The sequence below is a fragment of the Noviherbaspirillum aridicola genome (genome assembly GCF_019656455.1).
GTDB classification, from domain to species: Bacteria; Pseudomonadota; Gammaproteobacteria; order Burkholderiales; family Burkholderiaceae_D; genus Noviherbaspirillum; species Noviherbaspirillum aridicola.
On sequence record NZ_BPMK01000008.1, the window covers coordinates 84,124 to 107,734 of the forward strand.

The following is a 23,611-nucleotide window of genomic DNA, read 5'->3' on the forward strand; positions in this document are numbered from 1 at the left end:
GCACGGGCGTGGAAAAGCTAGATCATAGCGAAGGCGCCTTCCTCACGCCATCGTCGGGCACGGCGGGCCGGCCGCTCAGCGGCCGGCCGGTACCTGAAGCGATCACTCGGTCAGATCTGCAGATATACGATCTGAGTGCTCGAGAGCGCCGCCACCTGAGTGTTGGTCAGTGCGCCAATCTGAACGTAGGTCAGCGCGGCGACCTGGCTCGTCGTGAGCGCGGCGACCTGATCCGTGGTCAGTGCGGCGATCTGCGTCGTCCGAAGAGCCGCCGTGTCGATGGTAGAGAACGCGCTGATCTGCTCGGTGGTCATGGCCGCCAGGTCGATCGTTTCGATCGCCGCCACCTGGATAGTACTCAGGGCATCGATCTGGGTGGTGGACAGTGAAGCAATCTGCGTGGTGGTCAACGCCGCCACCTGTGCGGTGCTGAGCGTTGCAATGCCGGTCGTCGAGAGTTCGCCGATCTGCGTCGTCGTCAGCGCGGCGATCTGCGTCGCAGACAGGCCGCCGAGCTGAGTTGTCGTCAGTGCCGCCACTTGTGCGGTAGAAAGGGCGGCGATCTGGGTGCTCGCGAGCGCGGCGATCTGGGTTGACTTGAGTGCGGCAATACTATCAGTCGACAGAGCGCTGATCTGATCCGAGCTCATGCCTGCCAGGTCCCCAGCCTCCAGCGCGGTCGCCTGGGTGGTCGACAGCGCGCCGACCTGTTCCGTGGTCAGCGAGGCGACCTGCGGCTTGGTGAGCGCGGCGATCTGAGCGGCCGACAGGCCGCCGATCTGAACGGTCGACAGCGCCGCAATCGCGTTGGTCGTCAACGAGCCCACCTGAGCGGTGGACAGTGCGCCGATCTGGCCGGTGGAGAGTTCGGCCACCTGGGACGTGGACAGTGCGGCCAGCTGCGTGGTCTTCAGCGCGGCAATACCAGTGGTGGTCAGCGCGCCAATCTGGCTTGTGGTCAGCGCACCGATCTGGTTGGTCGACAGCGCGCTGACCTGCGTCGTCTTCAGCGCAGCGATCTGGTCGGTCGACAGGGAGGCGATCTGGTCCGTCGACATCGCGCCGAGCTGTGCGGCCTTCAGCGCACCGACGCCGTCAGTCGTGAGCGCGCCGATCTGCTCGGTGCTCATGGCCGCCAGATCGGCGGTTTCGATCGCGCTGACCTGGGTCGTCGACAGTGCGCCGATCTGGGTGGTTGTCAATGCCGCCACGGCACTGGTGCTCAGTGCCGCCACCTGTGTTGTCGACAGCGCGCCGATCTGGCTGGTGGACAGCTCGGCCACCTGGACCGTGGAGAGTGCGCCTACCTGAGTGGTCTTCAGGGCGGCAATGTCGGCCGTGGACAGCGAACCGATCTGGGTCGTGGTCAGCGCACCGATCTGTGCCGTCGACAGTGCGGCGACTTGCGTCGTGCTTAGTGCGGCGATCTGATCGGTGGACAGGGATGCGATCTGGTCGGTAGACATCGCGGCAAGCTGGCTTGTCTTCAGTGCGGCCACGCCCGAGGTCGTCAGCGCGCCGATCTGCTCGGTGCTCATGGCGGCCAGATCGGCGTTCTCGATCGCGCTGATCTGCACCGTTGAAAGCGCGCCGACCTGGTCCGTGGTCAGCGAAGCGATCTGGGCAGTCGACAGGGCGGCGACCTGGGTGGCCTTCAGGGCGGCGATCTGATCGGTCGACAAGGAGGCGATCTGGTCGGTCAACATCGCGGCGATCTGGGTCGTCTTCAGAGCTCCGACGGCTGCGGTCGTCAGCGCGCCGATCTGCTCGGTGCTCATGGCGGCCAGGTCGGCGGTTTCGATTGCGCCGACCTGGTTCGTGGTCAGCGCGCCGACCTGCGCGGTCGTCAGCGCGGCGATTTGCGCAGTACTCAGCGCAGCTACCTGGACCGTTTTCAGTGCAGCGACATCCGTTGTCGTCAGCGCGCCGATCTGCTCGGTCGACAGCGCGGCGAGTTGTGTGGTGGACAGCGCACCAACCTGGGCGGTTGTGAGTGCCTCGACTTGCTCCGTAGAGAGGGCGGCGATATGGACGGAAGTCATTGCGCCGATTTGTTGCACGCTCATTACGCCAATCTGTGCGGTCGACAGCGCGGCGATCTGTTCCGAACTCATACCGGCGACGTCCGTCACTTCCAGAGCTGCGGCCTGGGCGGTCGACAGCGCGCCGACCTGTTCCGTGGTCAGCGAGGCGACCTGCGGCTTGGTGAGCGCGGCGATCTGAGCAGCCGACAGACCGCCGATCTGAACGGTCGACAGCGCCGCAATCGCATTGGTCGTCAGCGAGCCGACCTGGGCGCCGGACAGTGCGCTGATCTGGCCCGTGGATAGTTCGGCCACCTGGGACGTGGACAGTGCGGCCAGCTGCGTGGTCTTCAGCGCGGCAATGCCAGTGGTGGTCAGCGCGCCAATCTGGCTTGTGGTCAGCGCACCGATCTGGCTGGTCGACAGCGCGCTGACCTGCGTGGACTTCAGCGCAGCAATCTGGTCGGTCGACAGGGCGGCGATCTGGTCCGTCGACATCGCGGTCAGCTGGGTACTCTTCAGCGCAGCCACGCCGTCAGTCGTGAGCGCGCCGATCTGCTCGGTGCTCATGGCCGCCAGATCGGCGGTTTCGATCGCGCTGACCTGGGTCGTCGACAGTGCGCCGATCTGGGTGGTTGTCAGTGCCGCCACGGCACTGGTGCTCAGTGCCGCCACCTGTGTTGTCGACAGCGCGCCGATCTGGCTAGTGGACAGCTCCGCCACCTGGACCGTGGAGAGTGCGCCTACCTGAGTGGTCTTCAGGGCGGCAATGTCGGCCGTGGACAGCGAACCGATCTGGGTCGTGGTCAGCGCACCGATCTGTGCGGTCGACAGCGCGGCGACCTGCGACGTCTTCAGCGCGGCAATCTGATCGGTGGACAGGGATGCGATCTGGTCGGTAGACATCGCGGCAAGCTGAGTGGCCTTCAGTGCGGCCACGCCGTCCGTCGTGAGCGCGCCGATCTGCTCGGTGCTCATGGCGGCCAGATCGGCGTTCTCGATCGCGCCAACCTGGGCGGTCGACAGTGCGCCAACCTGGGTCGTGGTCAGTGAGGCGACCTGACCCGTGGTCAGGGCTGCGACCTGCGACGTCTTCAGCGCGGCAATCTGCGAGGTGGTCAATGCCGCGATCTGGTCGCTCGACATTGCGGTCAGCTGAGTGGTCTTCAGCGCGGCCACGCCGGAGGTCGTCAGCGCGCCGATCTGCTCGGTGCTCATGGCGGCCAGGTCGGCCGTCTCGATCGCGCCGACCTGAATGGTTGACAGCGCACCTACCTGTGTTGTCGTGAGTGCCGCCACCGAGCTGGCCGTCAGCGCCGCCATCTGTGTCGCCGACAGCGCCCCAATCTGCGCCGTGGAGAGCTGCGTGATCTGTTCGGTGGACAGCGCAGCAATCTGCGCGGTTTTCAGCGCAGCGATATCGGCCGTAGACAACGAGGCGATCTGGCTCGTGGTCAGCGCCCCGATCTGGGTGCTGGACAGTGCGGCTATCTGTGTCGTCTTCAGCGCAGCGATCTGGTCGGTCGAGAGGGACGCGATCTGGTCGGTCGACATCGCGGCAAGTTGGGTGGTCTTCAGTGCAGCCACGCCGTCGGTCGTCAGCGCGCCGATCTGTTCGGTACTCATGGCTGCCAGATCTGCAGTCTCAATCGCGCTGACCTGGACCGTCGACAGGGCGCCGACTTGGGTGGTGGTCAACGCAGCAACCTGCGCGGTGGATAGCGCAGCGAGCTGGGGTGCCTTCAGCGCGGCGATCTGCGCTGTCGAGAGGGCCGCGATCTGGTCGGTAGACATCGCTGCGATCTGTGTGGTCTTTAGCGCACCGACACCGGCAGCCGTCAACGCCGCGATCTGCTCGGTGCTCATGGCGGCCAGGTCCGCGGTTTCGATAGCGCCGACCTGATTCGTGGTCAGCGCGCCGACCTGCGCGGTCGACAGCGCGGCAATTTGCGCAGTGCTCAGCGCAGCCACCTGGATCGTTTTCAGTGCAGCAACATCCGTTGTCGTCATCGCACCGATCTGCTCGGTGGACAGAGCGGCGAGTTGTGTGGTCGTCAGCGCACCGACCTGTGCGGTCGTCAACGCCTCAACCTGCTCAGTCGTCAAGGCGGCGATGTGGATGGAGGTCATCGCGCCTATCTGTTGCAGGCTCATCACGCCGATCTGCGCGGTGGTGAGGGAGGCGACCTGCACAGAACTCATGCCGGCCAAATCGGTGACCTCCAGCGCAGCAGCCTGCCTCGTCGATAGCGAACTGATTTGTTCTGTCGTCAGCGATGCGACCTGCGAGGTGGTTAGCGAAGCGATCTGGAATGCCGACAACTGGCCGACCTGGGCCGTCGACAGCGTCGCCACGCCGCTGGTGCTCATCGCAGCAATCTGCAGCGTCGACAGCGCGCCGATCTGCGAGGTCGACAGGGCCGCGATTGCTTCCGTTCCCAGCGCAGCTACCTGGGCGGTTTTCAGGGCCGCGATGCTTGAGGTGGACAATGCGCTGATCTGGTCAGTCGACAGCGAGCCAATCTGCTCGGTCGACAGCGCGCCGACCTGCGAGGTCTTCAGTGCGGCGATTTGAGCGGTGGACAGCGCGGCGACCTGGTCGGTCGACATGGCGGCGATCTGGGTCGTCTTCAGTGCCGCCACGCCGGCGGTCGTGAGCGCGCCGATCTGCTCGGAGCTCATGGCCGCAAGGTCTGCAGTTTCGATGGCGCTTACCTGCATGGTCGACAATGCACCAATCTGTGTTGTCGTCAGAGCCGCCGCCGCGCTGGTGCTGAGCGCAGCCACCTGGGCCGTCGACAATGCGCCTACCTGCCGGGTGGAGAGCTCACTGACCTGCAATGTGGACAGCGCGGCCACCTGCGTCGTCTTCAGCGCGGCGATGCCAGTGGCGGACAGGGCGCCGATCTGGGTCGTAGAGAGTGCGCCGATCTGCACGGTCGTCAGGGCGCCAATTTGCGTCGTCTTCAGCGCCGCGATCTGGTCGGTGGAGAGTGCTGCGATCTGATCGGTCGAGAGTGCGGCTAACTGGCTGGTCTTGAGAGCGCTCACGCCCGCGGTCGTCAACGCCGCGATCTGCTCGGTACTCATGGCCTGCAGATCGACGTTCTCGATGGCACCGACCTGCGTTGTGGACAGGGCGCCAATCTGTACGGTCGATAAGGCAGCAACGGCAGTCGTGGTCAATGCCGCCACCTGCGTTGTTTTCAGCGCTGCGATGCCGGCGGTCGATAATGTGCCGATCTGTTCGGTAGTGAGTGCCCCGATCTGCATAGTCGACAGCGCGCTGACCTGCGTCGTCCTGAGAGCGGCGAACTGATCCGTGGACAACGAAGCGATCTGCGCCGTGGAAAGGGCGGCGATTTGGGTCGTCTTCAGAGCCGCGACGGCGGCGGTTGTCAGGGCGCCGATCTGCTCGGTGCTCATCGACGCCAGCTGCGCACCGGTGAGTGCAGCTACCTGGCCGGACGACAACGCGGCGATCTGCGTCGTAGTCAAACCGTTCTGTACCTGATTAACCGAGAGCATGCCCAGCTGGGTATAGGTGAGTGACGCCACTTGCTCCGTGGACAGGCTTTGCAGCTGAGCGGAGCCAAGCGCCGAGATCTGGGTGGTTTTCAGGGCAGCGACATCGACCGTCGAGAACGCCGCGATCTGTTCGCTGGAGAGAATGGCAAGTGCGGCTGAACTGAGGCTGACCTTATCAACCGTTTCCATCGCCGCGATCTGCGTCGTCGTAAGCGCGGCGACCTGAGCCGTGCTTAGTGCTGCAGCATCGGACGTTGACAACGCACGGATCTGCGTCGTCGACAACGCTGCGATCTGGTCGGGCGAAAACATGCGGATGATGGTCATATTCAGTCCTGTTCTGCGGCATCAATGACGACCACCGCGTCGGTTAGCTGGAGTGCGCAAAAACAAAAGCGAGGTTGCGCTTAATCAATACCGCTAACGACGAGTTTCGAAAGAACTTGAGGGATGACCAAGGAATTTACTCAGGAATGTTATTTTGCAAACACTCTACTTTGCGTCCGGGTCATTGCAGGATTGACGGCTGTACCGACCGGAAGGGCGGTGCGAAAGGCAGGTTAAAACCATGTCAAGCCGCGATCGATGATGCGAGCGCACACCCGGCTTCTCGGGCAGGTCCACGTACGCCAACGCGTGTCGGGATATTTCAAGGACAGCTGTAACCGGCGTCACTTCCGGTATAAATAAACAGAAAAGGCCGCGAGTTGACATCATCGTCAAGCCGTGGCCTTTAAAGTTTGGTGGAGCGGAGGAGGATCGAACTCCCGACCTTCGCATTGCGAACGCGACGCTCTCCCAGCTGAGCTACCGCCCCATGGGGGAGGATTGTATTGTCTGTCCGGTGCCGATGCAAGTAGTCAACGGGCAAGCCGGGGCGGCGCAGGCGGGACTTCAAAAAAGTGACGCAAGTACCTGATCTGTTGACGGAAATTCCCTGAGGCCACTATAGTGGCGGGATGATTTCCGAATTTCATCAACTTGCCGACAAAGTCACGCGGCTGGCCGGCCTGGCCGACGAGCTGCGCCGCGAGAACGCCGAGCTGCGCCTGAACGTGGCCTCGCTCAGGGCGGAGAACGCCGAACTCGCGCAGCGCATCGACGAAGCCTACCGGCGGGTGAGCGCGCTGCTTGCCCAGATACCGGCCGACAGCGGCGAGAAGGAAGAGACAGCATGATCCAGCTCGATGTCACCATCATGGGCCAGCCCTACCGCCTGGCCTGCCGGGAAGGCGAGGAAGGCACGCTGCAGCAGGCGGTGGCTTATCTCGACAACAAGATGTGCGCGATCCGGGATGCCGGCAAGATCAAGGGCACGGATCGCATCGCGGTCATGGCGGCGCTCGGCATCGCCGCCGAACTCCTGGAAACCAGGTCATCGGAAGGGCCCTTCTCGGGCATGGCGGTGGCGGAGGTCAAGCAGCAGATCGACGCGATGAACCGCATTCTCGACGCCGCGCTTGCTCCTCAGGAAAAACTCTTCTGAGGCAGGATTTTTTTTCCGCATGGCCCTTCATTTCGGCGAGGGCTTCGAGTACACTAAAGCTCTCCTGCCGTGTTCGCGAATGCCATATATTCCTTGAACCATTTCTGTGCATAGGACGCGGGATCGTTTGATGGGCGTGATCGTCGCTAGTCCGATGAACCCGAAATTGAACTACCGTGGCCACCTTGAACCGCAAGGTTCGGGATGCCGGCATAGACGGCACAGGCGGGACTTAATTCACAAGCGGCTGCATCTCGATGCAGCCGTTTTTTTATGCGCGCTCGAATCATGGGGACAAGGGGAGGGGCTGTGCAGTACTGGCTGATGAAATCCGAACCGGACGAGGTAAGCATCGATGACGCGCTGGCGGCGCCCGGCGGGGTCGTGCCCTGGTTCGGCGTGCGCAACTACCAGGCGCGCAACTTCATGCGCGATGCGATGCGCGAGGGCGACGGCGTGCTGTTCTATCACTCCAGCTGCGCGGAGCCGGGTATCGCGGGCATCGCCGAGGTCGCCAGCACCGCCTATCCCGACGAGACCCAGTTCGACCCCGGCAGCAAGTACCACGATCCCAAGTCGACTCGTGAGAATCCGCGCTGGCTGCTGGTGGATGTGCGCGCGCTGCGCAAGACGCGGCTGATGAGCCTGCCCGAGATGCGGGCACACCCGGAACTGGCCGACATGCAGATTCTGCGGCGCGGCAACCGGCTGTCCATCACACCGGTCACGCCCGCGGAATGGCGGTGTATCATCCGCGAGCTCGAATAATTCCGGAAAGATTTGAATGGACGTTTCCCTGATCGCCGTGCTGCTCGTGCTCGGCGCGATCGTCGGTTTTGCCGCCGGCCTGCTCGGCATCGGCGGCGGCATGCTGCTGGTGCCCTTCATGACGATGGTCCTCACCGCCAGGCAGTTCCCGCAGGAGCACATCGTGCACATGGCGATCGCGACCTCGCTGGCCACCATCATGTTCACCTCGATCTCTTCCGTGCGCGCGCATCACAAGCGCGGGGCGGTGCTGTGGAAGGTGGTGGGCCTGCTGGCGCCGGGCATCCTGGTCGGCTCCTGGGTCGGACCGTGGATCGGGGCGCACATGGATTCCTCGACGCTGGCGCTGTCGTTCGCGGTGTTCGTGGCGTTTTCGGCGACGCAGATGCTGATCGATAAGAAGCCCGCCGCGTCCCGCGAGTTGCCGGGCGCACCCGGCATGTTCGGCGCCGGCGGCGTGATCGGCGTGCTGTCGGGACTGGTCGGCGCCGGCGGCGGCTTCGTGTCGGTGCCGTTCATGACCTGGTGTAACGTCAGGATTCACAACGCGGTCGCCACCAGCGCCGCACTCGGCTTTCCGATCGCGCTGGCCGGCACCCTGTCCAACATCTGGTTCGGCATGAAGGAGGCCGGGCTGCCGGAAGGCTCGCTCGGCTTCATCTATCTGCCGGCGCTGTTCGTGATCGCGATCGCGAGCGTGACGACGGCGCCGCTCGGCGCGCGCACCGCGCACAGCCTGCCGGTGAAGTCGCTGAAGAGGGTGTTTGCGATCCTGCTTTACTCGCTCGCGGGCTACATGCTCTACAAGGGACTGCGCTGAGCACGTGGTGCGGTGCAGGCACGGCTGCCCGCACCGGCCGGGCGCACGGTGGTGGCGCTAGCGCTTGCCGAATTGCTCGCGCAGCAGGTTCTTCTGCACCTTGCCCATCGTGTTGCGCGGGAGCTCGGCGACGAAGTGAACCTGCTTCGGCACCTTGTAGTTGGCGATCCTTTGCTTGAGCGTGTCGATGACCCGCTCTTCGCTGAGGCCGGCGCCGTCGCGCAGGACGACCACCGCCGTGACCGCTTCGCCGAAATCCGGATGCGGCACGCCGATGACGGCCGACTCCAGCACGCCCTCGAGTTCGTCGATCACCGACTCGATCTCCTTCGGATAGACGTTGTAGCCGCCGGAGATGATGAGGTCCTTGCTGCGGCCGACGATGGACAGATAGCCGTCCTCATCGAAGCGGCCCACGTCGCCGGTCCTGAAATAGCCGTCGGCGGTGAATTCCTCGGCGGTTTTTTCGGGCATGCGCCAGTAGCCCTGGAAGACATTCGGGCCGCGCACCTGTATGTCGCCGATCTCGCCTGCCGCGCAGGGTTTGCCTTCCTTGTCCACCACCCGCACCGATACGCCGGGCAGCGCCGGCCCGACCGTGCCCGCGCGGCGCTCGCCCTGGTAGGGATTCGAGGTGAGCATCGCGGTTTCAGTCATGCCGTAGCGTTCGAGGATGGTGTGGCCCGTGCGCTGCGCGAAGTCGTGGAAAGTATCGGTCAGCAGCGGCGCCGAGCCGGAGATGAACAGGCGCACGCCGCTGCATTGCTCGCGTCCGAATGACGGTTCGGCCAGCAGGCGGACATAGTAGGTCGGCACCCCCATGAACACCGTCGCGCGCGGAAGCTGGCGAATTACCTCGGCGGCGTCGAAGCGCGGCAGGAAGATCATCTTGCTGCCGTTGAGCAGCGCGCCGTGGGCGGCGACGAACAGGCCGTGGATATGGAACAGCGGCAGCGCGTGCAGCAGCACGTCGCCCGGCTGCCATTGCCAGTACTGCTGCAGCACGCGGGCGTTGTGCGAGAGATTGCCGTGGGTGAGCATTGCGCCCTTGCTGCGGCCCGTCGTGCCGGAGGTGTAGAGAATCGCCGCCAGCTCGTTGGCGTCGCGATGCACCGTGTCGAAGCTGTTGGACTGCAGCGCGGCCCGGGTCAGCAGCGATCCCGTGCGGTCGTCGCCGAGCGTGAAGACATGGCGGGTGCCGCTGGCGAAGGCGATCTGCGACACCCAGCCGAAGTTCTGCGGCGAGCACACCACGACTTCCGGTTCGGCATCGTCGATGAAGTAGGAGATCTCGGCGGCGCGGTAGGCGGTGTTGAGCGGCAGCCAGGTATAGCCGGCGCGCAGCACGGCCAGGTACAGGATCAGCGCCTCGGCCGATTTTTCGACCTGGGCGGCGATGCGTGCGTCGGGCTGCAGCCGCAGTCCGGCAAGCAGGTTGGCGATCTTGGCGCTGGCGCGCTCGATGTCGTTCCAGCTGTAGTACTTGCCGTCGTGCGTCTCGATTGCGCACGCCTGGCGGTCCTTGGGAAAGCGGGAGGCGAACAGGGCGTAGAGATTGGCGTTCATTGCGTACGGACGTTCCTGTTGAGGCGGTAGGTCACCAGCAGCATGGCCAGGCCGGCGGCGACCATCGGCAGCGACAGCATCTGGCCGGCGGAAATCGTGAAGGGGCCGAACGCGACCTCGTAATCGGGCGTGCGGAAGTACTCGGTGAAGAAGCGCGCCATCCCGTACAGCATGACGAACAGTCCGCCCACCGCCAGCGTGGGGCGCGGCTTGCGCGCGAACAGCCAGACGATGACGAACAGCAGCACGCCGTCGACCAGCGCCTGATAGATCGGCGAGGGATGGCGCGGCAGATTGTCCACGTTCGGCCAGATCATGGCCCAGGGCAGGGACGGGTCGGCCACCCGTCCCGGCAGCTCGGCATTGATGAAATTACCGATGCGGCCGGCCGCATAGCCGAGCGGCACCAGCGGGGCGATGAAGTCGTAGACGTCGAGCACGCCCCGCCCGCGCTTCTTCGCCCACAGCGCCATCGCCAGCAGCACCCCGAGGAAGCCGCCGTGGAAAGACATGCCCCCCTTCCAGACGGCGAATATCTCCAGCGGATTGCTGAAGTAGAAACCGGGGTGGTAGAACAGCACTTCCCCGAGGCGTCCGCCGATGACCACGCCGAGCACGCCATAGAACAGCATGTCGTCCAGGTCCTCCTTCTTCCAGCCGGCGGCGGCCCAGTGCGGCTGCCTCACCCGCAGCCTGCCCAGCATGAGGAATTGCACGAAGGCGACCAGGTACATCAGGCCATACCAGTGAACCGCGACCGGGCCGATCGAGAACGCGACCGGATCGGGAAGAGGGTGTATGAGCATCAGCTTTTCTTTCGCAAGAGTTCGAGGAAGGTGCGCAGCACCGGGGAATCGTTGTCGCGGCGCCAGGCCAGGCCGGTATCGACCATGGCGCCGGCGTCGGCGAGCGGATGGTATTCGACGCCCGGCCTTTGCAAATTCGACACGGATTGTGGCACAAGCGCGATGCCCATGCCTGCCGAGACGAGGCCGACGATGGTCTGCATCTGTATCGCTTCCTGGCCGATGCGGGGCGCCAGGCCGGCGTCGCGGAAGCAGCCGAGGATGGCATCGTGCAGGGCCGGCGCGATGCGGCGCGGGAAAATGATGAGCGGCAGGCCGGCCACCGCCTGCAGCCCCGCGGCGCGGCTGCCCTTCATGCCTTTCAGTCCCTTCAGGCCCTGCGGGGTCGCCAGCACCAGCGGCTCCGACAGCACCGTCAGGTAGTCGAGTTCGGCGCCGGCCTTCTCATCCAGCGGCGGAATCAGCAGGCCGGCGTCGATGCGGCCATGCATCAGGTCGTCGACCTGGACGTCGGAGGTCGCCTCCCGCAGCTCGATGCGCACCTGCGGGTAGCGCTCGCGGAATTCCCTCAGCAGCGGCGGCAGCAGGCTGTAGTCGGCGGTGGAGACGAAGGACAGGGTGAGCGTGCCAGACTCGCCGGCGGCGGCGCGCCGCGCCAGGTCGGGCAGGCCGGCGGCCTGCTGCAGGATGCGCCGGGCCTCGGGCAGCAGCGCCTCACCGGCGGCGGTCAGGGCCACGCTGCGACGGGTGCGCTCGAACAGGGGCGCGCCGAGTTCCGCTTCCAGCGCCTGTATGGTCTGCGACAGCGGCGGCTGAGTCATGTGCAGGCGCGCCGCGGCGCGGCCGAAGTGATTCTCTTCCGCCACGGCGACGAAATAGCGCAGCTGCCTGAGTTCGATGCTCATATGGATTGCATATCAATAAGCAAGGAATCATATATTTGACACTCGGTAGAGGGCAAGGCATGCTGGCGCTCTTCGCGCGGGCGCTTGACGCCGCGCACATCCAGCAGAACCCAGGCAATCCCAGGAGACCGACATGCCCGAATACCGTTCCCGCACCACCACCCACGGCCGCAACATGGCCGGCGCGCGCGCCCTGTGGCGCGCCACCGGCATGAAGGACGCCGACTTCAGCAAGCCCATCATCGCGGTCGTCAATTCCTTCACCCAGTTCGTTCCCGGCCACGTGCACCTGAAGGACCTGGGCCAGATGGTGGCGCGCGAGATCGAGGCCGCCGGCGGCGTGGCCAAGGAATTCAACACCATCGCGGTCGACGACGGCATCGCGATGGGCCATGGCGGCATGCTGTACTCGCTGCCGTCGCGCGAACTGATCGCCGACTCGGTGGAATACATGGTCAACGCGCACTGCGCCGACGCCATGGTCTGCATCTCCAACTGCGACAAGATCACCCCCGGCATGCTGATGGCCGCGATGCGCCTCAACATTCCCGTGGTCTTCGTCTCCGGCGGCCCGATGGAAGCCGGCAAGGTGATCGAGGCCCTGCACGGCAAGCAGGAAGGCACGCAGAAGATCATCAAGGTCGACCTGATCGACGCAATGATCCAGGCCGGCGACTCGCGCGTCTCCGACGAGCAGGTGGCCAACATCGAGCGTTCCGCCTGCCCGACCTGCGGCTCCTGCTCCGGCATGTTCACCGCCAACTCCATGAACTGCCTGACCGAGGCGCTCGGCCTGTCCCTGCCGGGCAACGGCACCATCGTCGCCACCCACGCCGACCGCAAGCAGCTGTTCCTGCGCGCCGGCCGCCTGGTGGTGGAGCTGTGCAAGCGCTACTACGAGCAGGATGACGCATCGGTCCTGCCGCGCAACATCGCCACCAAGCGCGCGTTCGAAAACGCGATGGCGCTCGACGTGTCGATGGGCGGCTCGACCAATACCGTTTTGCACCTGCTGGCGGCCGCGCAGGAAGCGGGCGTGGATTTCACCATGGCCGACATCGACCGCATCTCGCGCAAGGTGCCCTGCCTGTGCAAGGTGGCGCCGGCGACACAGGACTATCACATCGAGGATGTGCACCGCGCCGGCGGCATCGTCGGCATTCTCGGCGAGCTCGACCGCGCCGGCCTGCTCGACACCAGCGTCGCCACCGTCCACGCGCGGACCCTGGGCGAGGCGATCGCGGCCAACGACGTGATGCTCACCCAGGATCCGGCGGTGCATCAGCGCTTCCTGGCGGCGCCCGGCGGCGTGCCGACCCAGGTGGCGTTCTCCCAGGACAAGCGCTTCGACAAGCTCGACCTCGACCGCGCGCACGGCTGCATCCGCGACAAGGAACATGCCTACTCGAAGGACGGCGGCCTCGCGGTCCTGTACGGCAACCTCGCCGAGAAAGGCTGCATCGTCAAGACCGCGGGCGTGGATGAAAGCATCCTCAAGTTCACCGGGCGCGCCCGCGTGTTCGAGAGCCAGGACGCCGCGGTCGAAGGCATACTCGGCGACCAGGTGAAAGAGGGCGACGTGGTGATCATTCGCTACGAGGGCCCGAAGGGCGGCCCGGGCATGCAGGAAATGCTGTACCCGACCTCGTACATCAAGTCCAAGGGACTGGGCAAGGCCTGCGCGCTGTTCACCGACGGCCGCTTCTCCGGCGGCTCTTCCGGCCTCGTGATCGGGCATGCATCGCCGGAGGCGGCGGAGGGCGGCACCATCGGCCTGGTCAACGACGGCGACATCATCGAGATCGACATTCCGGAGCGCCGCATCCATCTGAAGATCGACGACGACGAACTGGCGCGCCGTCGCGCCGCGATGGAAGCGCGCGGCGACAACGCGTGGAAGCCGGTGAACCGCCAGCGGGTGGTGTCGCAGGCGCTGCAGGCATATGCCGCGCTGGCGACCTCGGCCGATCGCGGCGCGGTGCGCGACCTGGCGCAGCTCAAGCGCTGATCGGGGACGGCGTGATGAAGGGTGGCGAGCGCCACCCTTTTTTATTTCAGCGTGCGCTTGATGCGGTCGCGGCGGGTCTTTTCAGCCTGCTTGTGCTCCTTGCGCTTGTCGAGCCCGAACATGCGCTCGATGAACTCGAACCAGATGAAGGCGGCGCCGAACAGGCCGACGATCCACCACCACGACAGCCCCGCGAACGGGCCGATCTCGAAATAGCGCAGCGCGGATAGCAAAACGATAAGAACGATGAGGGGCATGGCGGCAACCAGGTTGATGCGATGGAGAAAGATTTTAATTCTTCTGTCCCAGGTCAACCAGCAATTGTCTGACGGCGTTTCATCCCTGCAGCACTGGCGTTAGAATGGTGCGCATTTTTCTAATGGAGAAAGTAATGAAAGCTTCTTTGCTGGTTTGTCTGGCCGCTGGCGTCCTCGTCTCCAATGCGGCGATGGCCAATGCGGATCTGGCCAAGTCGAAGAATTGCATGGCTTGCCATGCAGTCGCGAACAAGGTGGTTGGTCCGTCGTTCAAGGACGTCGCCGCCAAGTACGCGGGTCAGAAGGATGCGGAAGACAAGCTGACGCAGAAGGTCCTCAAGGGCGGCGTGGGTGTCTGGGGCCAGGTGCCGATGCCCGCCAACGCGCAGGTCAGCGAGGCCGAAGCCCGCACCCTGGTGAAGTGGATCATGGCGCAGAAGTAATCGCGCCAGGCAGGATCTGATCAAAGCGCTCTTCGGAGCGCTTTTTTCTTGGGCGTGCGCTTTTCAGCCGGCCGAGCCGAGCGCGACGCGCGCCGCCGCCAGGTCCCAGGCCGCCTGTCCAACGGTCTTGAAGACGGCCGGCCCGGCGGGGCGGGGCGCCTTGCCCGACAGGATGGCGCCTATCGGTGCCACCGCGGACCAGTCCACCCCGGCCTGTATCAGGTCGCCCGCCTCATGCCTTGCGCCGGGCGCGTCGTCGACGACGATGGCGCGCGACCTGAGCAGCTGCGGCGGCAGTTCTGCCATCTCCCGCTTGAACGCGCCGACGCCGACCGCCAGCGTGTGCGCCGCCAGCACCGCCGGCACGACGGGACTGCGCGCGGTGGTCAGCGCGATCACGAGATCCACGTCCGGCGCCTCGCCGATGTCCTCGACCGACAGCGGCGAGAATCGCGCCCCGGGATGCGACACCCGCAGCGCCTGGCAGAAGCGTGCCGCCGATTCCATGCTGCGTCCGGCGATACGGAAATCCTCGATGCCGAAGAATCCGGCGAGCGCCTCGACATGGGCGCGCGACTGCGTCCCGGTGCCGATCAGCAGCGCGGAGGCAGGTTTGCGCGCTGCCAGGGTATCGATGCCGAGCAGGGTCATGGCGGCGGTGCGGCGGGCGGTCACGGTCGGTCCGTCGAGCAGGGCCAGCCTGCGTCCGGTCGCGGTGTCGAAGACGATCACCTCGCCCTGGATCGCGGGCAGGCCGTGCCGGGCATTCTCCCCGTGCACGGTGATGAGCTTGGTCGCGCTGATGTCGGCGCCGATGGCGGGCATGCTCAGGAGGACGCTGGCCGCATCGATCGGCACCACCTGGCGTTCCGGCGCGCGTATCGTGCCGTCGACGAGTTCGCGGCAGGCGCGTGCCAGCGCGGGCACGAGGCGGTCGTAGGGGAGGGCGGCGGCCGTGCTGGCCTGATCGAGTATCTTCATCGTATTGCGCTCTGCGTTGTGCGGAGGCAGCAGTATCCTACAGGCGCGGCACCGGCGCACAGGCTTGCGCGCGGCGCAAAAAAAAGCGCCGATGTTGCCATCGGCGCTCCTGGACTGCGTGTGCAGTGCGATTACTTCACGACTGCCAGCTGTTCGCGCTTGCCGCCCTTGTAGGTGTACAGGGTCAGCGTGCCTTCCTTGATGTCGCCCTTGTTGTCGAAGGCGATCTTGCCGGTCACGCCCTGGTGGTTGATCTTGGCCAGTTCGGGCAGATACTTCGCCGGCTCGGCGGAGCCCGCCTTCTGCATTGCGGCAGCCATGACCATCACCGCGTCATAGACGTAGGGTGCGTAGATCTGGACGTCGGCATTGAACTTCTTCTTGAACGCCGCGCGGAAGTCTTCCATGCCCTTCTTCTGGGCTTCCTCGACGCCGCCCGCTTCGGCGCAGACGACCTGGTTGTCGCCCAGCGCGTCGCCCGCCAGCTTGGCCAGCGCCTCGGTGCAGATGCCGTCGCCGCCCATGAACTTGGCGTTGATGCCCAGCGCCTTCATCTGGCGCAGCATCGGGCCTGCCACCGCATCCATGCCGCCGAAGAACACGACTTCAGGCTGCTTGGCCTTGATCGCGGTCAGGATGGCGTTGAAGTCGGTCGCCTTGTCGTTGGTGTACTGCTGAGCCACCACCTGCACGCCCTTGGCCTTGGCGCCCTTGACGAACTCTTCAGCCACGCCCTGGCCGTAAGCGGTGCGGTCGTCGATGACGGCGACCTTCTTCGCCTTGAGCTGGTCGGCTGCGTAGCGGCCGAGGGTGCCGCCGAGCTGGCCATCGTTGGCCACCACGCGGAAGGCGCTCTTGAAGCCCTGCTGGGTGTACTTCGGATTGGTCGCGGACGGGGAGATCTGCGGGATGCCGGCATCGTGGTAGATCTTGGAAGCCGGGATGGTGGTGCCGGAGTTCAGGTGGCCGATCACGCCGTTGACCTTGGCATCGACCAGCTTCTGGGCGGCCGAGGTGCCCTGCTTCGGATCGGCGCCGTCGTCTTCGGCCAGCAGTTCGAACTTGGCCTTCTTGCCGCCGATGGTCACGCCCTTGGCGTTGAGCTCGTCGATCGCCATGCGGGCGCCGTTTTCATTGTCCTTGCCGAGGTGGGCGATGGCGCCCGAGATCGGGCCGACGTGGCCGATCTTGACCACCAGTTCCTGCGCGGATGCAGCGCCTGCAAAAGCGAAAGCAATCGCGCCGGCCAGCGGAATCATTTTTGTCTTGAACTGCATAAAATAAGCCTCCAGAGGATTAATAGTCCGGGTGACGAGCAGGGATCCGGCTCTGTTACCATTCAGAAATCTGAACAAACAGAAGTTACAGCAGAAAAAATCGTTCGCAAAGAGTTTTTCTGCGGTTTTTAGTGAAAACCCTCGATTTTTGTATGCCCAAATTCCACGCACTCGACAAGGTCGACCGCAAGCTCCTCAATCTTCTGCAAAAGGACAATCAGATGCCGACCCGGGTGCTGGCCGAAAAGGTGCACATCTCCCAGCCGACCTGCCTGCGCCGCATGCGCGACCTGCGCGAGGCGGGCATCATCAGCGCCGACGTCGCGCTGGTCGATCCCTTCGCCCTCGGCTACGGCATGCTGGCTTTTCTCGAGGTTTCGCTGAACAATCAGTCGGACGAGCACATGCAGGATTTCGAGGCGCGCATGGCCAAGGAGCCGGAGGTCATGCAGTGCTATTTCGTGTCGGGCGACTACGACTACTTCCTGGTGGTGCATGTGCTCGACATGGATGCCTACTACCAGTTCGTGCGGCGGGTGATTTCCGGATCCGGCAATGTGCGGCACTTCCAGTCGCGGTTTCCGATGAAGCGGGCGAAGTTCGCGACCCGCATCGCATTCGACGAGAAGCAGGCCGAGGTGCAGGTCAAGGTGGGGAGGTAGCCCTGAGCGGTTACCGCCAAACTTCAATTTTTCGCTTGCCTGGATTTTTCGACATTTCGCCGACACCCATTTGGGCGGTGTCGGGACGGCGCCGTTGCGGCCGGCAGGAACGCGCTCATCTGCCTCGTCCAGGAAGGCTTCGATGTCTCGCATCGCACGATTCATGTCACGGCTCGGCCATGCCCTGGCGCCGGGGGGGCGCGCCGGGCAGCCGGCAGCGCCGAGCGGTGGGCCGCCGGCCGGCACCGCAGGAGAGCCGCCGCCCGCAAGCACCGCCCGCAGCACCGGAGCTCTGAAAGTCGAAAGCAGGCGGCGGCGATTCTGGCTCTTCGGCAGGCGCCCGGCCATGACGGCACATGCGGCGCCCCCTGCCACGGCGCGCCGCGCATCGGCTCCGCAAGCGAGCCTCTCCGGCGAGCCCGCCGTGCTCCCGGCGGAGGCTCCGCCGGCACCGACGAAGAAACTGCTGGATAACGCATTCGTGAGTCTCAAGCTTATCCTGGAGAAGGACTGGGGTACGGAGAAGCGCCAGCTTGAGCAGGCGCTCGTGGGCGATGACATGGGGGCCATCAACAAGCTGTTGTACGAGGGCAGGCTCAGGCATTTTCCGCTTGCACCGAAGGCAGTCCTCAAGATGGCGGAGGTGGCGCCGGAAGTGATGCAATCAGAGGCGTTTCGGGAAGCGCTGGCGGTCGCCCGGGGACCGGCTGCAGGGGATGCCCCGGCGCTCCCCAACTCCTACGATCCCCGTTTCAACCCAGCCGTATCGCTCCATGCCCACTACAAAAAGCGCCTGGAGGAAAGGAAAACGCAGCACCGGCATGCGCAAGCAGGAGGCATGAAGCCATCGTCGCGCTCGTTGGAAGACTTGCGAGAACTCGTCTCCCTCAATGAGAAATGGGTCGTTTTGCACGACACCATGGCTGCGGTTGACGAGGGGCTCGACGCGGCACGCGAGTTGCGGGACGCGCTGGAGAGGTATCGTCGCAGCCTTTCTCGGGAAGGGGCAGGAGAGGGCGGCGCGCCCCCGCCGGTGCCGGTGCCCCCTGCGCGCTGAGTGCGGTCAGGCCCGCAGTGCCTGCGACAAGTCGCGGCTGCCCCTGGCGCTTCCCTTCACGCCGGTGAATGCGAAATCCACCTCCGGCACCCGCCCCGACACGATCTCCGCGATCGCGCGTCCCGATCCGCATCCCATGGTCCAGCCCAGCGTGCCATGGCCGGTATTGAGATAGAGGTTGGATATCGGGCTCTTGCCGATGTACGGGATGTTGGATGGCGTCAGCGGACGCAGGCCGGTCCAGTACACCGGGTTGTCGTAGTCGCAGGCGTCCGGGAATAGCTCGCGGGTGCGGCGGGTGATCGCCGCGCAGCGCACGTCGTTGAGCTCGCGGGTGTAGCCGTTGAGCTCGCAGGTGCCGGCCACGCGCAGGCGGTCGCCGAGCCGCGACAGCACCAGCTTGTAGCCGTCGTCGGTGAGCGAAACGGTGGGCGCCGCGTCCGGATTGATGACGCGGTAGGTGGCCGAGTAACCCTTGCCGGGATAGATCATCAGCCGGATGCCGAGCGGCTGCAGCAGCGGTGCCGAGAAGCTGCCGGCCGCCATCACGTAGGCGTCGGCCTGGAGAATCTGGTGGCGGCCCTGCGGATCGATGACTTCCACGCCGGCGATGCGGGCCGCCGCGCCGCTGCCTTCGCGCAGCAGCCGGGTGATGCCGGTGTTGTAGCGGAAGTCGACGCCCGCCGCCGCCGCCCGCTGCGCCAGCCCGGTGGTGAACTTGTACACGTCGCCCGACTCGTCGCTCGCCGTGAAGTCGCCGCCGGCGATCTTGTCGCGGATCGTCGCCAGGGCCGGCTCCATGCGCACCACCTCGTCGGCGGAGATCGAATCGCGCGCGCAGCCCAGGTCCCGCATCAACCGGGCGGCCGGCAGCGACTGCTCGAACTCCTTCGGGTCGGTATAGAAATGCAGGATGCCCCGCGTCAGGTGGTCGTAATCGATGCCGGTCTCGGTCCGCACCGCCTGCAGCGTCTGGCGGCTGTATTCGGAGATGGCGACGATCTGGCGGATGTTGTGCGCGGTGCGCGCCGGCGTGCACTCGCGCAGGAAGCTCAGGCCCCACAGCCATTGCTGCAGTTCGGGGCGGAAGCGGTAGAGCAGCGGCGCGTCTTCCTTGCCCAGCCACTTGAGGATTTTCATCGGGGCCGAGGGATTGGCCCAGGGCTCGGCGTGCGAGACGGAGATCTGGCAGCCGTTGGCGAAGCTGGTTTCCTGCGCCGCGCCCGGCTGGCGCTCGATCACCGTCACCTCATGGCCGGCCTTGTTCAGGAACCAGGCTGACGCGGTGCCGATGACGCCCGCGCCCAGTACGATCACTTTCATGCGTGAAAACTCCTCGTTGGATGAGGTGTGATTGTAAAGACGACAGGATTGCGCGGGTAATCAAACTCGGTCCGGGGATTTTGCCGATTGCACACGGCACGGCGCGGCGTGAGCGCGGGCAAAAGAAAACCGCGGGAAATTTAGATTTTCGGTTGTTTCAGCTCGGCGATTTCCTGCGCCAGCGCGCGGCCGACGCCCTCGCGTATCGATTGCTGCAAGCCCTCGCGCAGCTCCCGCGCCAGCCTGTCGACCGAGGCCTGCATCACGTCGGCGAGACAGTCGCGCACGCGGAGTTCCAGCATCTGGTCGATGCGCATCATCATCTGCGTCATCACCCGCTCCTGGACCTGGGCGGCGAGTTGCTCGACATCCACGGCGGGCAGCGCCGGCTTCAGCGGCGGCAGCACCGCGGCGGCGGGAGCGATGGCAGGGATGGCGGCGCGCAGTACAGGGATTTCGGGGGCGGGAATTGCTTCAGGAACGCCTGCCGCAGGTACGCCTGCCGGAATGATTTCAGTCAGTACCGGGATGCCGGCGTCGAGGGAATCGGTGCTCATGCCTTGTCCGCGACGAAATGGGTCAATGGATAGCCGCGCTGCTGGTAGTAGCGATAGCGGTCGCGCCCGGCCAGCCGGTCGGCCTCGTCGGCGGCGACGATTTCGAACATACGCTCGAAGCGCGCGAAGTGGGCCGGCGTGGCGGACGAGAGATTGATGAGGACCTGGTGATGCGGAAGCTCGGCCTGGTCGCTGTCGGTGAGGATGATGGGCGTGCTCGCCGCAAGCGGATCGCCGGCCGCCACATGCGGCAGGAAGTCCAGGCCTGAGAACGACCAGAGCGCTTCGTCCAGCGCATCCATCGCCTGCCGGTCCGCGGTCAGCACCACGACGCGGACGTCCGCCGCACGGGCCTTGCGCACCAGCCGGCATGCGTACGCGAGCTTGTCCGGCACATTGCTGTGAAAATCGATACGGGTCATGGTCTTGCCCGGGGCTCAGAAACGGAAGCCGGGCGGCGCGTTGCCGGTGGCGGGCGGCAGGTCGGTCGCCGGCGCCGGCTCGCTGCGCGCCTGGGCCGCGGGTTTCGGCTCCGGCTTTTTCTGGGCCAGCGCCTGCGCCTCCGGCTGGCGGTAGTTGCGCGGCAGCCTGCTGGTTTCCGGATAGCCCGCCGCAGTGAGCGCCGCGTTCCATGCGGCGGATTCGAAGCCGCGCTCGCGGGTTCGTCCGACGGTCAGCAGGGGCAGCCGGCTGTCGCCCGCGATCTGCTTGTAGGCGGCATGGTCATCGGCGCTGCTGACGGTTTTTTCGCTGAACGGCACGCCGCGCTGGTTGAGCAGGCGGCGGCCTTCGTCGCAGGGGAGGCATTCCGCCGCGCTGTACAGCACGACCGGATGGGCGCGCACCGCCTCGGCCAGTTCGTAGGGCAGGCCGGCGGTGCTCGGCGCGCCGCCGCCGCCCAGGGTCTTGGTTTCCACGCGCGCCGACTTCGTCGCCGGCGGCGTGTCGCTGTAAGTCACCTTGCCGTCCGGCCCCACCGATTTGTACAGCTGCGCCTGCGCGCCGGCCGTCAGCAGCAGCATGGCTGCCAGACCTAGCGATTTCTTCATGTTCCTCCCCGCCTTATTCACGCATTCACGCGGTCATGCCATTGTGTCTCAACAGGGCGTCGATGCTGGGTTCGCGGCCGCGGAAGGCCTTGAACGATTCCAGCGCCGGGCGCGAGCCGCCCATGGCCAGGATCTCATCGAGGAAGCGGCGGCCGATTTCCGGCGACAGGATGTCGCCGCCTTCGGCGCCGACTTCTTCGAACGCGCCGTAGGCATCGGCAGACAGGACTTCCGCCCATTTGTAGCTATAGTAGCCTGCCGCATACCCGCCGGCAAAGATATGCCCGAAGGAATTCTGGAAACGGTTGAATGCGGGCGGAATCACAACAGCCACGCGCTGGCGGACATCGTTGAGCACGTCCTGCGCGGTCCTGGCGCCGTTGGCGTCGTGGTCGTAGTGCAGGTGCATGTCGAACAGCGCGAACTCGACCTGGCGCAGGGTCTGCAGGCCGGACTGGAAGTTCTTGGCCGCGGTCATCTTGTCGTACAGCGCGCGCGGCAGCGGCTCCCCGGTGTCCACGTGGGCCGTCATGTGCTGCAGCACATCCCACTCCCAGCAGAAGTTTTCCATGAACTGCGAGGGCAGCTCCACCGCGTCCCATTCCACGCCGGAGATGCCCGACACGGAGAGTTCGTCGACCTGGGTCAGCATGTGATGCAGCCCATGGCCGAATTCATGGAACAGCGTGATCACTTCGTCATGGGTGAACAGCGCAGGCCGGGACTTGCCGTCCACCACGACCGGCTCACTGAAATTGCAGGTCAGGTAGGCGACCGGCGTCTGCAGCGCACTGGCCATCAGCCGCCTGCCGCGCGCGTCGTCCATCCAGGCGCCGCCGCGCTTGCCCTGGCGCGCATACAGGTCGAGGTAAAACTGGCCGATCAGCTTGCCGTCGCGCTCGATCCGGTAGAACTTCACATCCTTGTGCCATCCCGGCGCGCTGTCCGGCCTGACCTGTACCGAGAACAGGGTCTGCACCACGCGGAACAGTCCTTCGATCACCCGCGGTTCGGGGAAGTACTGCTTGACCTCCTGTTCAGAGAACGCATAGCGCTTCTGGCGCAGCTTTTCCGACGCATAGGTGACGTCCCAGGCTTCCAGCGTCTCCAGCCCGAGTTCGGCGCGCGCGAATTCGCGCAGCTCGGCCAGGTCCTTTTCGGCGAAGGGGCGGGCGCGCTGCGCCAGGTCTTCCAGGAAGTCGATCACCTGTTTCGGCGTCTCGGCCATCTTCGCCACCAGCGAGACCTCGGCGAAGTTCTCGAAGCCGAGCAGCTTCGATTCTTCCGCCCGCAGTTTCAGGATTTCCGCGATGTTTGCGGTGTTGTCCCATTCGGGCCGCGCGCCGAGTTCGGAAGCCTTGGTCGCGTTGGCGCGGTAGATCTGTTCGCGCAGCTCGCGCTTGTCGGCGTACTGCAGCAGCGGGAAATACGAGGGGAAGTGCAGCGTGAACTTGTAGCCGCTCCTGCCGTCCTTTTCGGCGGCGCCGCGTGCGGCCATCTTCACATCCTCGGGCAGGCCGGAGAGTTCGGCCTCGTCATCGACGAACAGCGCATAGTCGTTGGTCGCGTCCAGCACGTTTTCCGAAAACTTCGTCGACAGCGCCGCCAGCCTTTCCTGGATCTGCGCGAAGCGCGCCTTGCTCTCGGCAGGCAGCTCGGCGCCTCCGAGACGGAAATCGCGCAGCGCGTTCTCGACGATCTTCTTGCGCGCCGGCGTGAGCGCTTCGAAGTCCGGCCGCTCGCGCAGCGTCTTGTACTTGTCGAACAGCGCCAGGTTCTGGCCGAGCTGCGTCCAGAACTCGGTCACTTTCGGCAGGTTGTCGTTGTAGACGGCGCGCAGCTCCGGCGTGTCCGCGACCGAATTGAGATGGCGCACGATACCCCAGGCGCGGCCGAGCCGCTCGGTCGCATCCTCCAGCGGCTGCACGAAATTTTCCCAGCGCACCTCCTGCATCGGCTGCTCCAGCCGTGCCACCACGGCGCGGCATTCGTCGAGCAGGGCGGTGACGGCGGGCGTGACGTGCTCGGGCCGGACGGCGTCGAAACGGGGAAGGTCGGAAAAATCGAGCAGGGGGTTTTGTGCGTGGGTCATCG

General features: G+C 65.3%; 20 protein-coding genes, 1 tRNA gene and 1 other RNA gene. 9 read left to right on the forward strand and 13 right to left on the reverse strand.

What is annotated here, in order from left to right:
* Positions 1 to 110: 110 nt before the first annotated feature.
* Both NCCP691_RS10260 and NCCP691_RS10265 read right to left on the reverse strand, forming a co-directional pair.
* The gene (locus NCCP691_RS10260) at positions 111 to 5,879 is read right to left on the reverse strand and encodes a beta strand repeat-containing protein (RefSeq protein WP_220808179.1); all 5,769 of its coding nucleotides are present in this window, start codon (positions 5,877 to 5,879) and stop codon (positions 111 to 113) included.
* Positions 5,880 to 6,293: 414 nt separating this feature from the next.
* Positions 6,294 to 6,369, reverse strand: a tRNA-Ala gene (locus tag NCCP691_RS10265).
* A gap of 142 nt (positions 6,370 to 6,511) precedes the next feature.
* Here NCCP691_RS10265 and NCCP691_RS10270 point away from each other — a divergent pair.
* The 5 genes from NCCP691_RS10270 (at position 6,512) to NCCP691_RS10290 (ending at position 8,626) form a co-directional block, all read left to right on the forward strand.
* Positions 6,512 to 6,730, forward strand: a complete 219-nt coding sequence (locus NCCP691_RS10270) for a DUF904 domain-containing protein (RefSeq protein ID WP_220808180.1) — start codon at positions 6,512 to 6,514, stop codon at positions 6,728 to 6,730.
* Positions 6,727 to 7,038, forward strand: a complete 312-nt coding sequence (locus NCCP691_RS10275; RefSeq protein ID WP_220808181.1) for a cell division protein ZapA — start codon at positions 6,727 to 6,729, stop codon at positions 7,036 to 7,038. The genes NCCP691_RS10270 and NCCP691_RS10275 overlap by 4 nt, the downstream gene beginning before the upstream one ends.
* A gap of 58 nt (positions 7,039 to 7,096) precedes the next feature.
* Positions 7,097 to 7,274, forward strand: a non-coding RNA gene (gene ssrS / locus NCCP691_RS10280) — 6S RNA.
* Positions 7,275 to 7,362: 88 nt separating this feature from the next.
* Positions 7,363 to 7,806 (forward strand): EVE domain-containing protein, encoded by a 444-nt coding sequence (locus NCCP691_RS10285; protein WP_220808182.1) that lies wholly within the window; start codon positions 7,363 to 7,365, stop codon positions 7,804 to 7,806.
* Between the two features lie 16 nt (positions 7,807 to 7,822).
* Positions 7,823 to 8,626: a sulfite exporter TauE/SafE family protein gene (locus NCCP691_RS10290; RefSeq protein ID WP_220808183.1), complete on the forward strand. Its 804-nt coding sequence runs from the start codon at positions 7,823 to 7,825 to the stop codon at positions 8,624 to 8,626.
* A 57-nt stretch (positions 8,627 to 8,683) separates the two neighbouring features.
* Here the strand turns inward: NCCP691_RS10290 and NCCP691_RS10295 are convergent, their stop codons facing one another.
* From NCCP691_RS10295 to NCCP691_RS10305, 3 genes are read right to left on the reverse strand one after another with little or no spacing between them, the layout of a single operon-like run.
* The gene (locus tag NCCP691_RS10295; RefSeq protein WP_220808184.1) at positions 8,684 to 10,192 is read right to left on the reverse strand and encodes a malonate--CoA ligase; all 1,509 of its coding nucleotides are present in this window, start codon (positions 10,190 to 10,192) and stop codon (positions 8,684 to 8,686) included.
* The gene (gene lgt, locus NCCP691_RS10300) at positions 10,189 to 10,998 is read right to left on the reverse strand and encodes a prolipoprotein diacylglyceryl transferase (RefSeq protein ID WP_220808185.1); all 810 of its coding nucleotides are present in this window, start codon (positions 10,996 to 10,998) and stop codon (positions 10,189 to 10,191) included. The genes NCCP691_RS10295 and lgt overlap by 4 nt, the downstream gene beginning before the upstream one ends.
* On the reverse strand, positions 10,998 to 11,903 hold the full coding sequence (locus NCCP691_RS10305) for a LysR family transcriptional regulator (RefSeq protein ID WP_220808186.1): 906 nt from the start codon (positions 11,901 to 11,903) through the stop codon (positions 10,998 to 11,000). The genes lgt and NCCP691_RS10305 overlap by 1 nt, the downstream gene beginning before the upstream one ends.
* Positions 11,904 to 12,036: 133 nt before the next feature.
* Here NCCP691_RS10305 and ilvD point away from each other — a divergent pair, with 133 nt between their 5' ends.
* Positions 12,037 to 13,911, forward strand: a complete 1,875-nt coding sequence (gene ilvD / locus NCCP691_RS10310; protein WP_220808187.1) for a dihydroxy-acid dehydratase — start codon at positions 12,037 to 12,039, stop codon at positions 13,909 to 13,911.
* Between the two features lie 41 nt (positions 13,912 to 13,952).
* Here ilvD and NCCP691_RS10315 read toward each other — a convergent pair whose 3' ends face one another.
* Entirely contained in the window at positions 13,953 to 14,168 is a 216-nt protein-coding gene (locus tag NCCP691_RS10315) for a TIGR04438 family Trp-rich protein (RefSeq protein WP_220808188.1), read from the reverse strand.
* Positions 14,169 to 14,302: 134 nt separating this feature from the next.
* On the opposite strand from NCCP691_RS10315, the gene NCCP691_RS10320 reads away from it, so the two are divergent.
* The gene (locus tag NCCP691_RS10320) at positions 14,303 to 14,611 is read left to right on the forward strand and encodes a c-type cytochrome (protein ID WP_220808189.1); all 309 of its coding nucleotides are present in this window, start codon (positions 14,303 to 14,305) and stop codon (positions 14,609 to 14,611) included.
* Between the two features lie 63 nt (positions 14,612 to 14,674).
* Here the strand turns inward: NCCP691_RS10320 and NCCP691_RS10325 are convergent, their stop codons facing one another.
* Both NCCP691_RS10325 and NCCP691_RS10330 read right to left on the reverse strand, forming a co-directional pair.
* A complete protein-coding gene (locus tag NCCP691_RS10325) occupies positions 14,675 to 15,592 on the reverse strand; it encodes a delta(1)-pyrroline-2-carboxylate reductase family protein (protein ID WP_220808190.1) in 918 nt (305 codons plus the stop codon).
* A gap of 131 nt (positions 15,593 to 15,723) precedes the next feature.
* Positions 15,724 to 16,869 carry a branched-chain amino acid ABC transporter substrate-binding protein gene (locus tag NCCP691_RS10330; RefSeq protein WP_220808191.1) on the reverse strand — a complete coding sequence of 382 codons (1,146 nt, stop codon included), beginning with the start codon at positions 16,867 to 16,869 and terminating at the stop codon, positions 15,724 to 15,726.
* 152 nt (positions 16,870 to 17,021) lie between these two features.
* Between NCCP691_RS10330 and NCCP691_RS10335 the strand changes: the two genes are divergently transcribed.
* A complete protein-coding gene (locus NCCP691_RS10335; RefSeq protein ID WP_220808192.1) occupies positions 17,022 to 17,531 on the forward strand; it encodes an Lrp/AsnC family transcriptional regulator in 510 nt (169 codons plus the stop codon).
* A gap of 142 nt (positions 17,532 to 17,673) precedes the next feature.
* Entirely contained in the window at positions 17,674 to 18,588 is a 915-nt protein-coding gene (locus tag NCCP691_RS10340; RefSeq protein ID WP_220808193.1) for a hypothetical protein, read from the forward strand.
* 6 nt (positions 18,589 to 18,594) lie between these two features.
* Here NCCP691_RS10340 and NCCP691_RS10345 read toward each other — a convergent pair whose 3' ends face one another.
* From NCCP691_RS10345 to NCCP691_RS10365, 5 genes are all read right to left on the reverse strand, one after another.
* Positions 18,595 to 19,911, reverse strand: coding sequence for a D-amino acid dehydrogenase (locus NCCP691_RS10345; protein WP_220808194.1), 1,317 nt, complete (start codon positions 19,909 to 19,911; stop codon positions 18,595 to 18,597).
* 140 nt (positions 19,912 to 20,051) lie between these two features.
* Positions 20,052 to 20,468 carry a DUF2486 family protein gene (locus NCCP691_RS10350; RefSeq protein ID WP_220808195.1) on the reverse strand — a complete coding sequence of 139 codons (417 nt, stop codon included), beginning with the start codon at positions 20,466 to 20,468 and terminating at the stop codon, positions 20,052 to 20,054.
* Positions 20,465 to 20,890 (reverse strand): DNA polymerase III subunit chi, encoded by a 426-nt coding sequence (locus tag NCCP691_RS10355; RefSeq protein ID WP_220808196.1) that lies wholly within the window; start codon positions 20,888 to 20,890, stop codon positions 20,465 to 20,467. The genes NCCP691_RS10350 and NCCP691_RS10355 overlap by 4 nt, the downstream gene beginning before the upstream one ends.
* A gap of 15 nt (positions 20,891 to 20,905) precedes the next feature.
* On the reverse strand, positions 20,906 to 21,517 hold the full coding sequence (locus tag NCCP691_RS10360) for a glutaredoxin family protein (protein WP_220808197.1): 612 nt from the start codon (positions 21,515 to 21,517) through the stop codon (positions 20,906 to 20,908).
* A 25-nt stretch (positions 21,518 to 21,542) separates the two neighbouring features.
* On the reverse strand, positions 21,543 to 23,609 hold the full coding sequence (locus tag NCCP691_RS10365) for a M3 family metallopeptidase (protein ID WP_220808198.1): 2,067 nt from the start codon (positions 23,607 to 23,609) through the stop codon (positions 21,543 to 21,545).
* Positions 23,610 to 23,611: the final 2 nt, after the last annotated feature.

Bases quoted from the DNA above. Each gene is read 5' to 3' on its own strand.
- NCCP691_RS10335 (WP_220808192.1), top strand. From the start codon at position 17,022: ATGCCCAAATTCCACGCACTCGACAAGGTCGACCGCAAGCTCCTCAAT.
- NCCP691_RS10260 (WP_220808179.1), bottom strand. From the start codon at position 5,879: ATGACCATCATCCGCATGTTTTCGCCCGACCAGATCGCAGCGTTGTCG.
- NCCP691_RS10290 (WP_220808183.1), top strand. From the start codon at position 7,823: ATGGACGTTTCCCTGATCGCCGTGCTGCTCGTGCTCGGCGCGATCGTC.
- NCCP691_RS10320 (WP_220808189.1), top strand. From the start codon at position 14,303: ATGAAAGCTTCTTTGCTGGTTTGTCTGGCCGCTGGCGTCCTCGTCTCC.
- NCCP691_RS10285 (WP_220808182.1), top strand. From the start codon at position 7,363: ATGAAATCCGAACCGGACGAGGTAAGCATCGATGACGCGCTGGCGGCG.
- NCCP691_RS10330 (WP_220808191.1), bottom strand. From the start codon at position 16,869: ATGCAGTTCAAGACAAAAATGATTCCGCTGGCCGGCGCGATTGCTTTC.
- NCCP691_RS10305 (WP_220808186.1), bottom strand. From the start codon at position 11,903: ATGAGCATCGAACTCAGGCAGCTGCGCTATTTCGTCGCCGTGGCGGAA.
- ilvD (WP_220808187.1), top strand. From the start codon at position 12,037: ATGCCCGAATACCGTTCCCGCACCACCACCCACGGCCGCAACATGGCC.
- NCCP691_RS10340 (WP_220808193.1), top strand. From the start codon at position 17,674: ATGTCTCGCATCGCACGATTCATGTCACGGCTCGGCCATGCCCTGGCG.
- NCCP691_RS10365 (WP_220808198.1), bottom strand. From the start codon at position 23,609: ATGACCCACGCACAAAACCCCCTGCTCGATTTTTCCGACCTTCCCCGT.
- NCCP691_RS10315 (WP_220808188.1), bottom strand. From the start codon at position 14,168: ATGCCCCTCATCGTTCTTATCGTTTTGCTATCCGCGCTGCGCTATTTC.
- NCCP691_RS10345 (WP_220808194.1), bottom strand. From the start codon at position 19,911: ATGAAAGTGATCGTACTGGGCGCGGGCGTCATCGGCACCGCGTCAGCC.
- NCCP691_RS10360 (WP_220808197.1), bottom strand. From the start codon at position 21,517: ATGAAGAAATCGCTAGGTCTGGCAGCCATGCTGCTGCTGACGGCCGGC.
- lgt (WP_220808185.1), bottom strand. From the start codon at position 10,998: ATGCTCATACACCCTCTTCCCGATCCGGTCGCGTTCTCGATCGGCCCG.
- NCCP691_RS10275 (WP_220808181.1), top strand. From the start codon at position 6,727: ATGATCCAGCTCGATGTCACCATCATGGGCCAGCCCTACCGCCTGGCC.
- NCCP691_RS10325 (WP_220808190.1), bottom strand. From the start codon at position 15,592: ATGAAGATACTCGATCAGGCCAGCACGGCCGCCGCCCTCCCCTACGAC.
- NCCP691_RS10270 (WP_220808180.1), top strand. From the start codon at position 6,512: ATGATTTCCGAATTTCATCAACTTGCCGACAAAGTCACGCGGCTGGCC.
- NCCP691_RS10295 (WP_220808184.1), bottom strand. From the start codon at position 10,192: ATGAACGCCAATCTCTACGCCCTGTTCGCCTCCCGCTTTCCCAAGGAC.
- NCCP691_RS10355 (WP_220808196.1), bottom strand. From the start codon at position 20,890: ATGACCCGTATCGATTTTCACAGCAATGTGCCGGACAAGCTCGCGTAC.
- NCCP691_RS10350 (WP_220808195.1), bottom strand. From the start codon at position 20,468: ATGAGCACCGATTCCCTCGACGCCGGCATCCCGGTACTGACTGAAATC.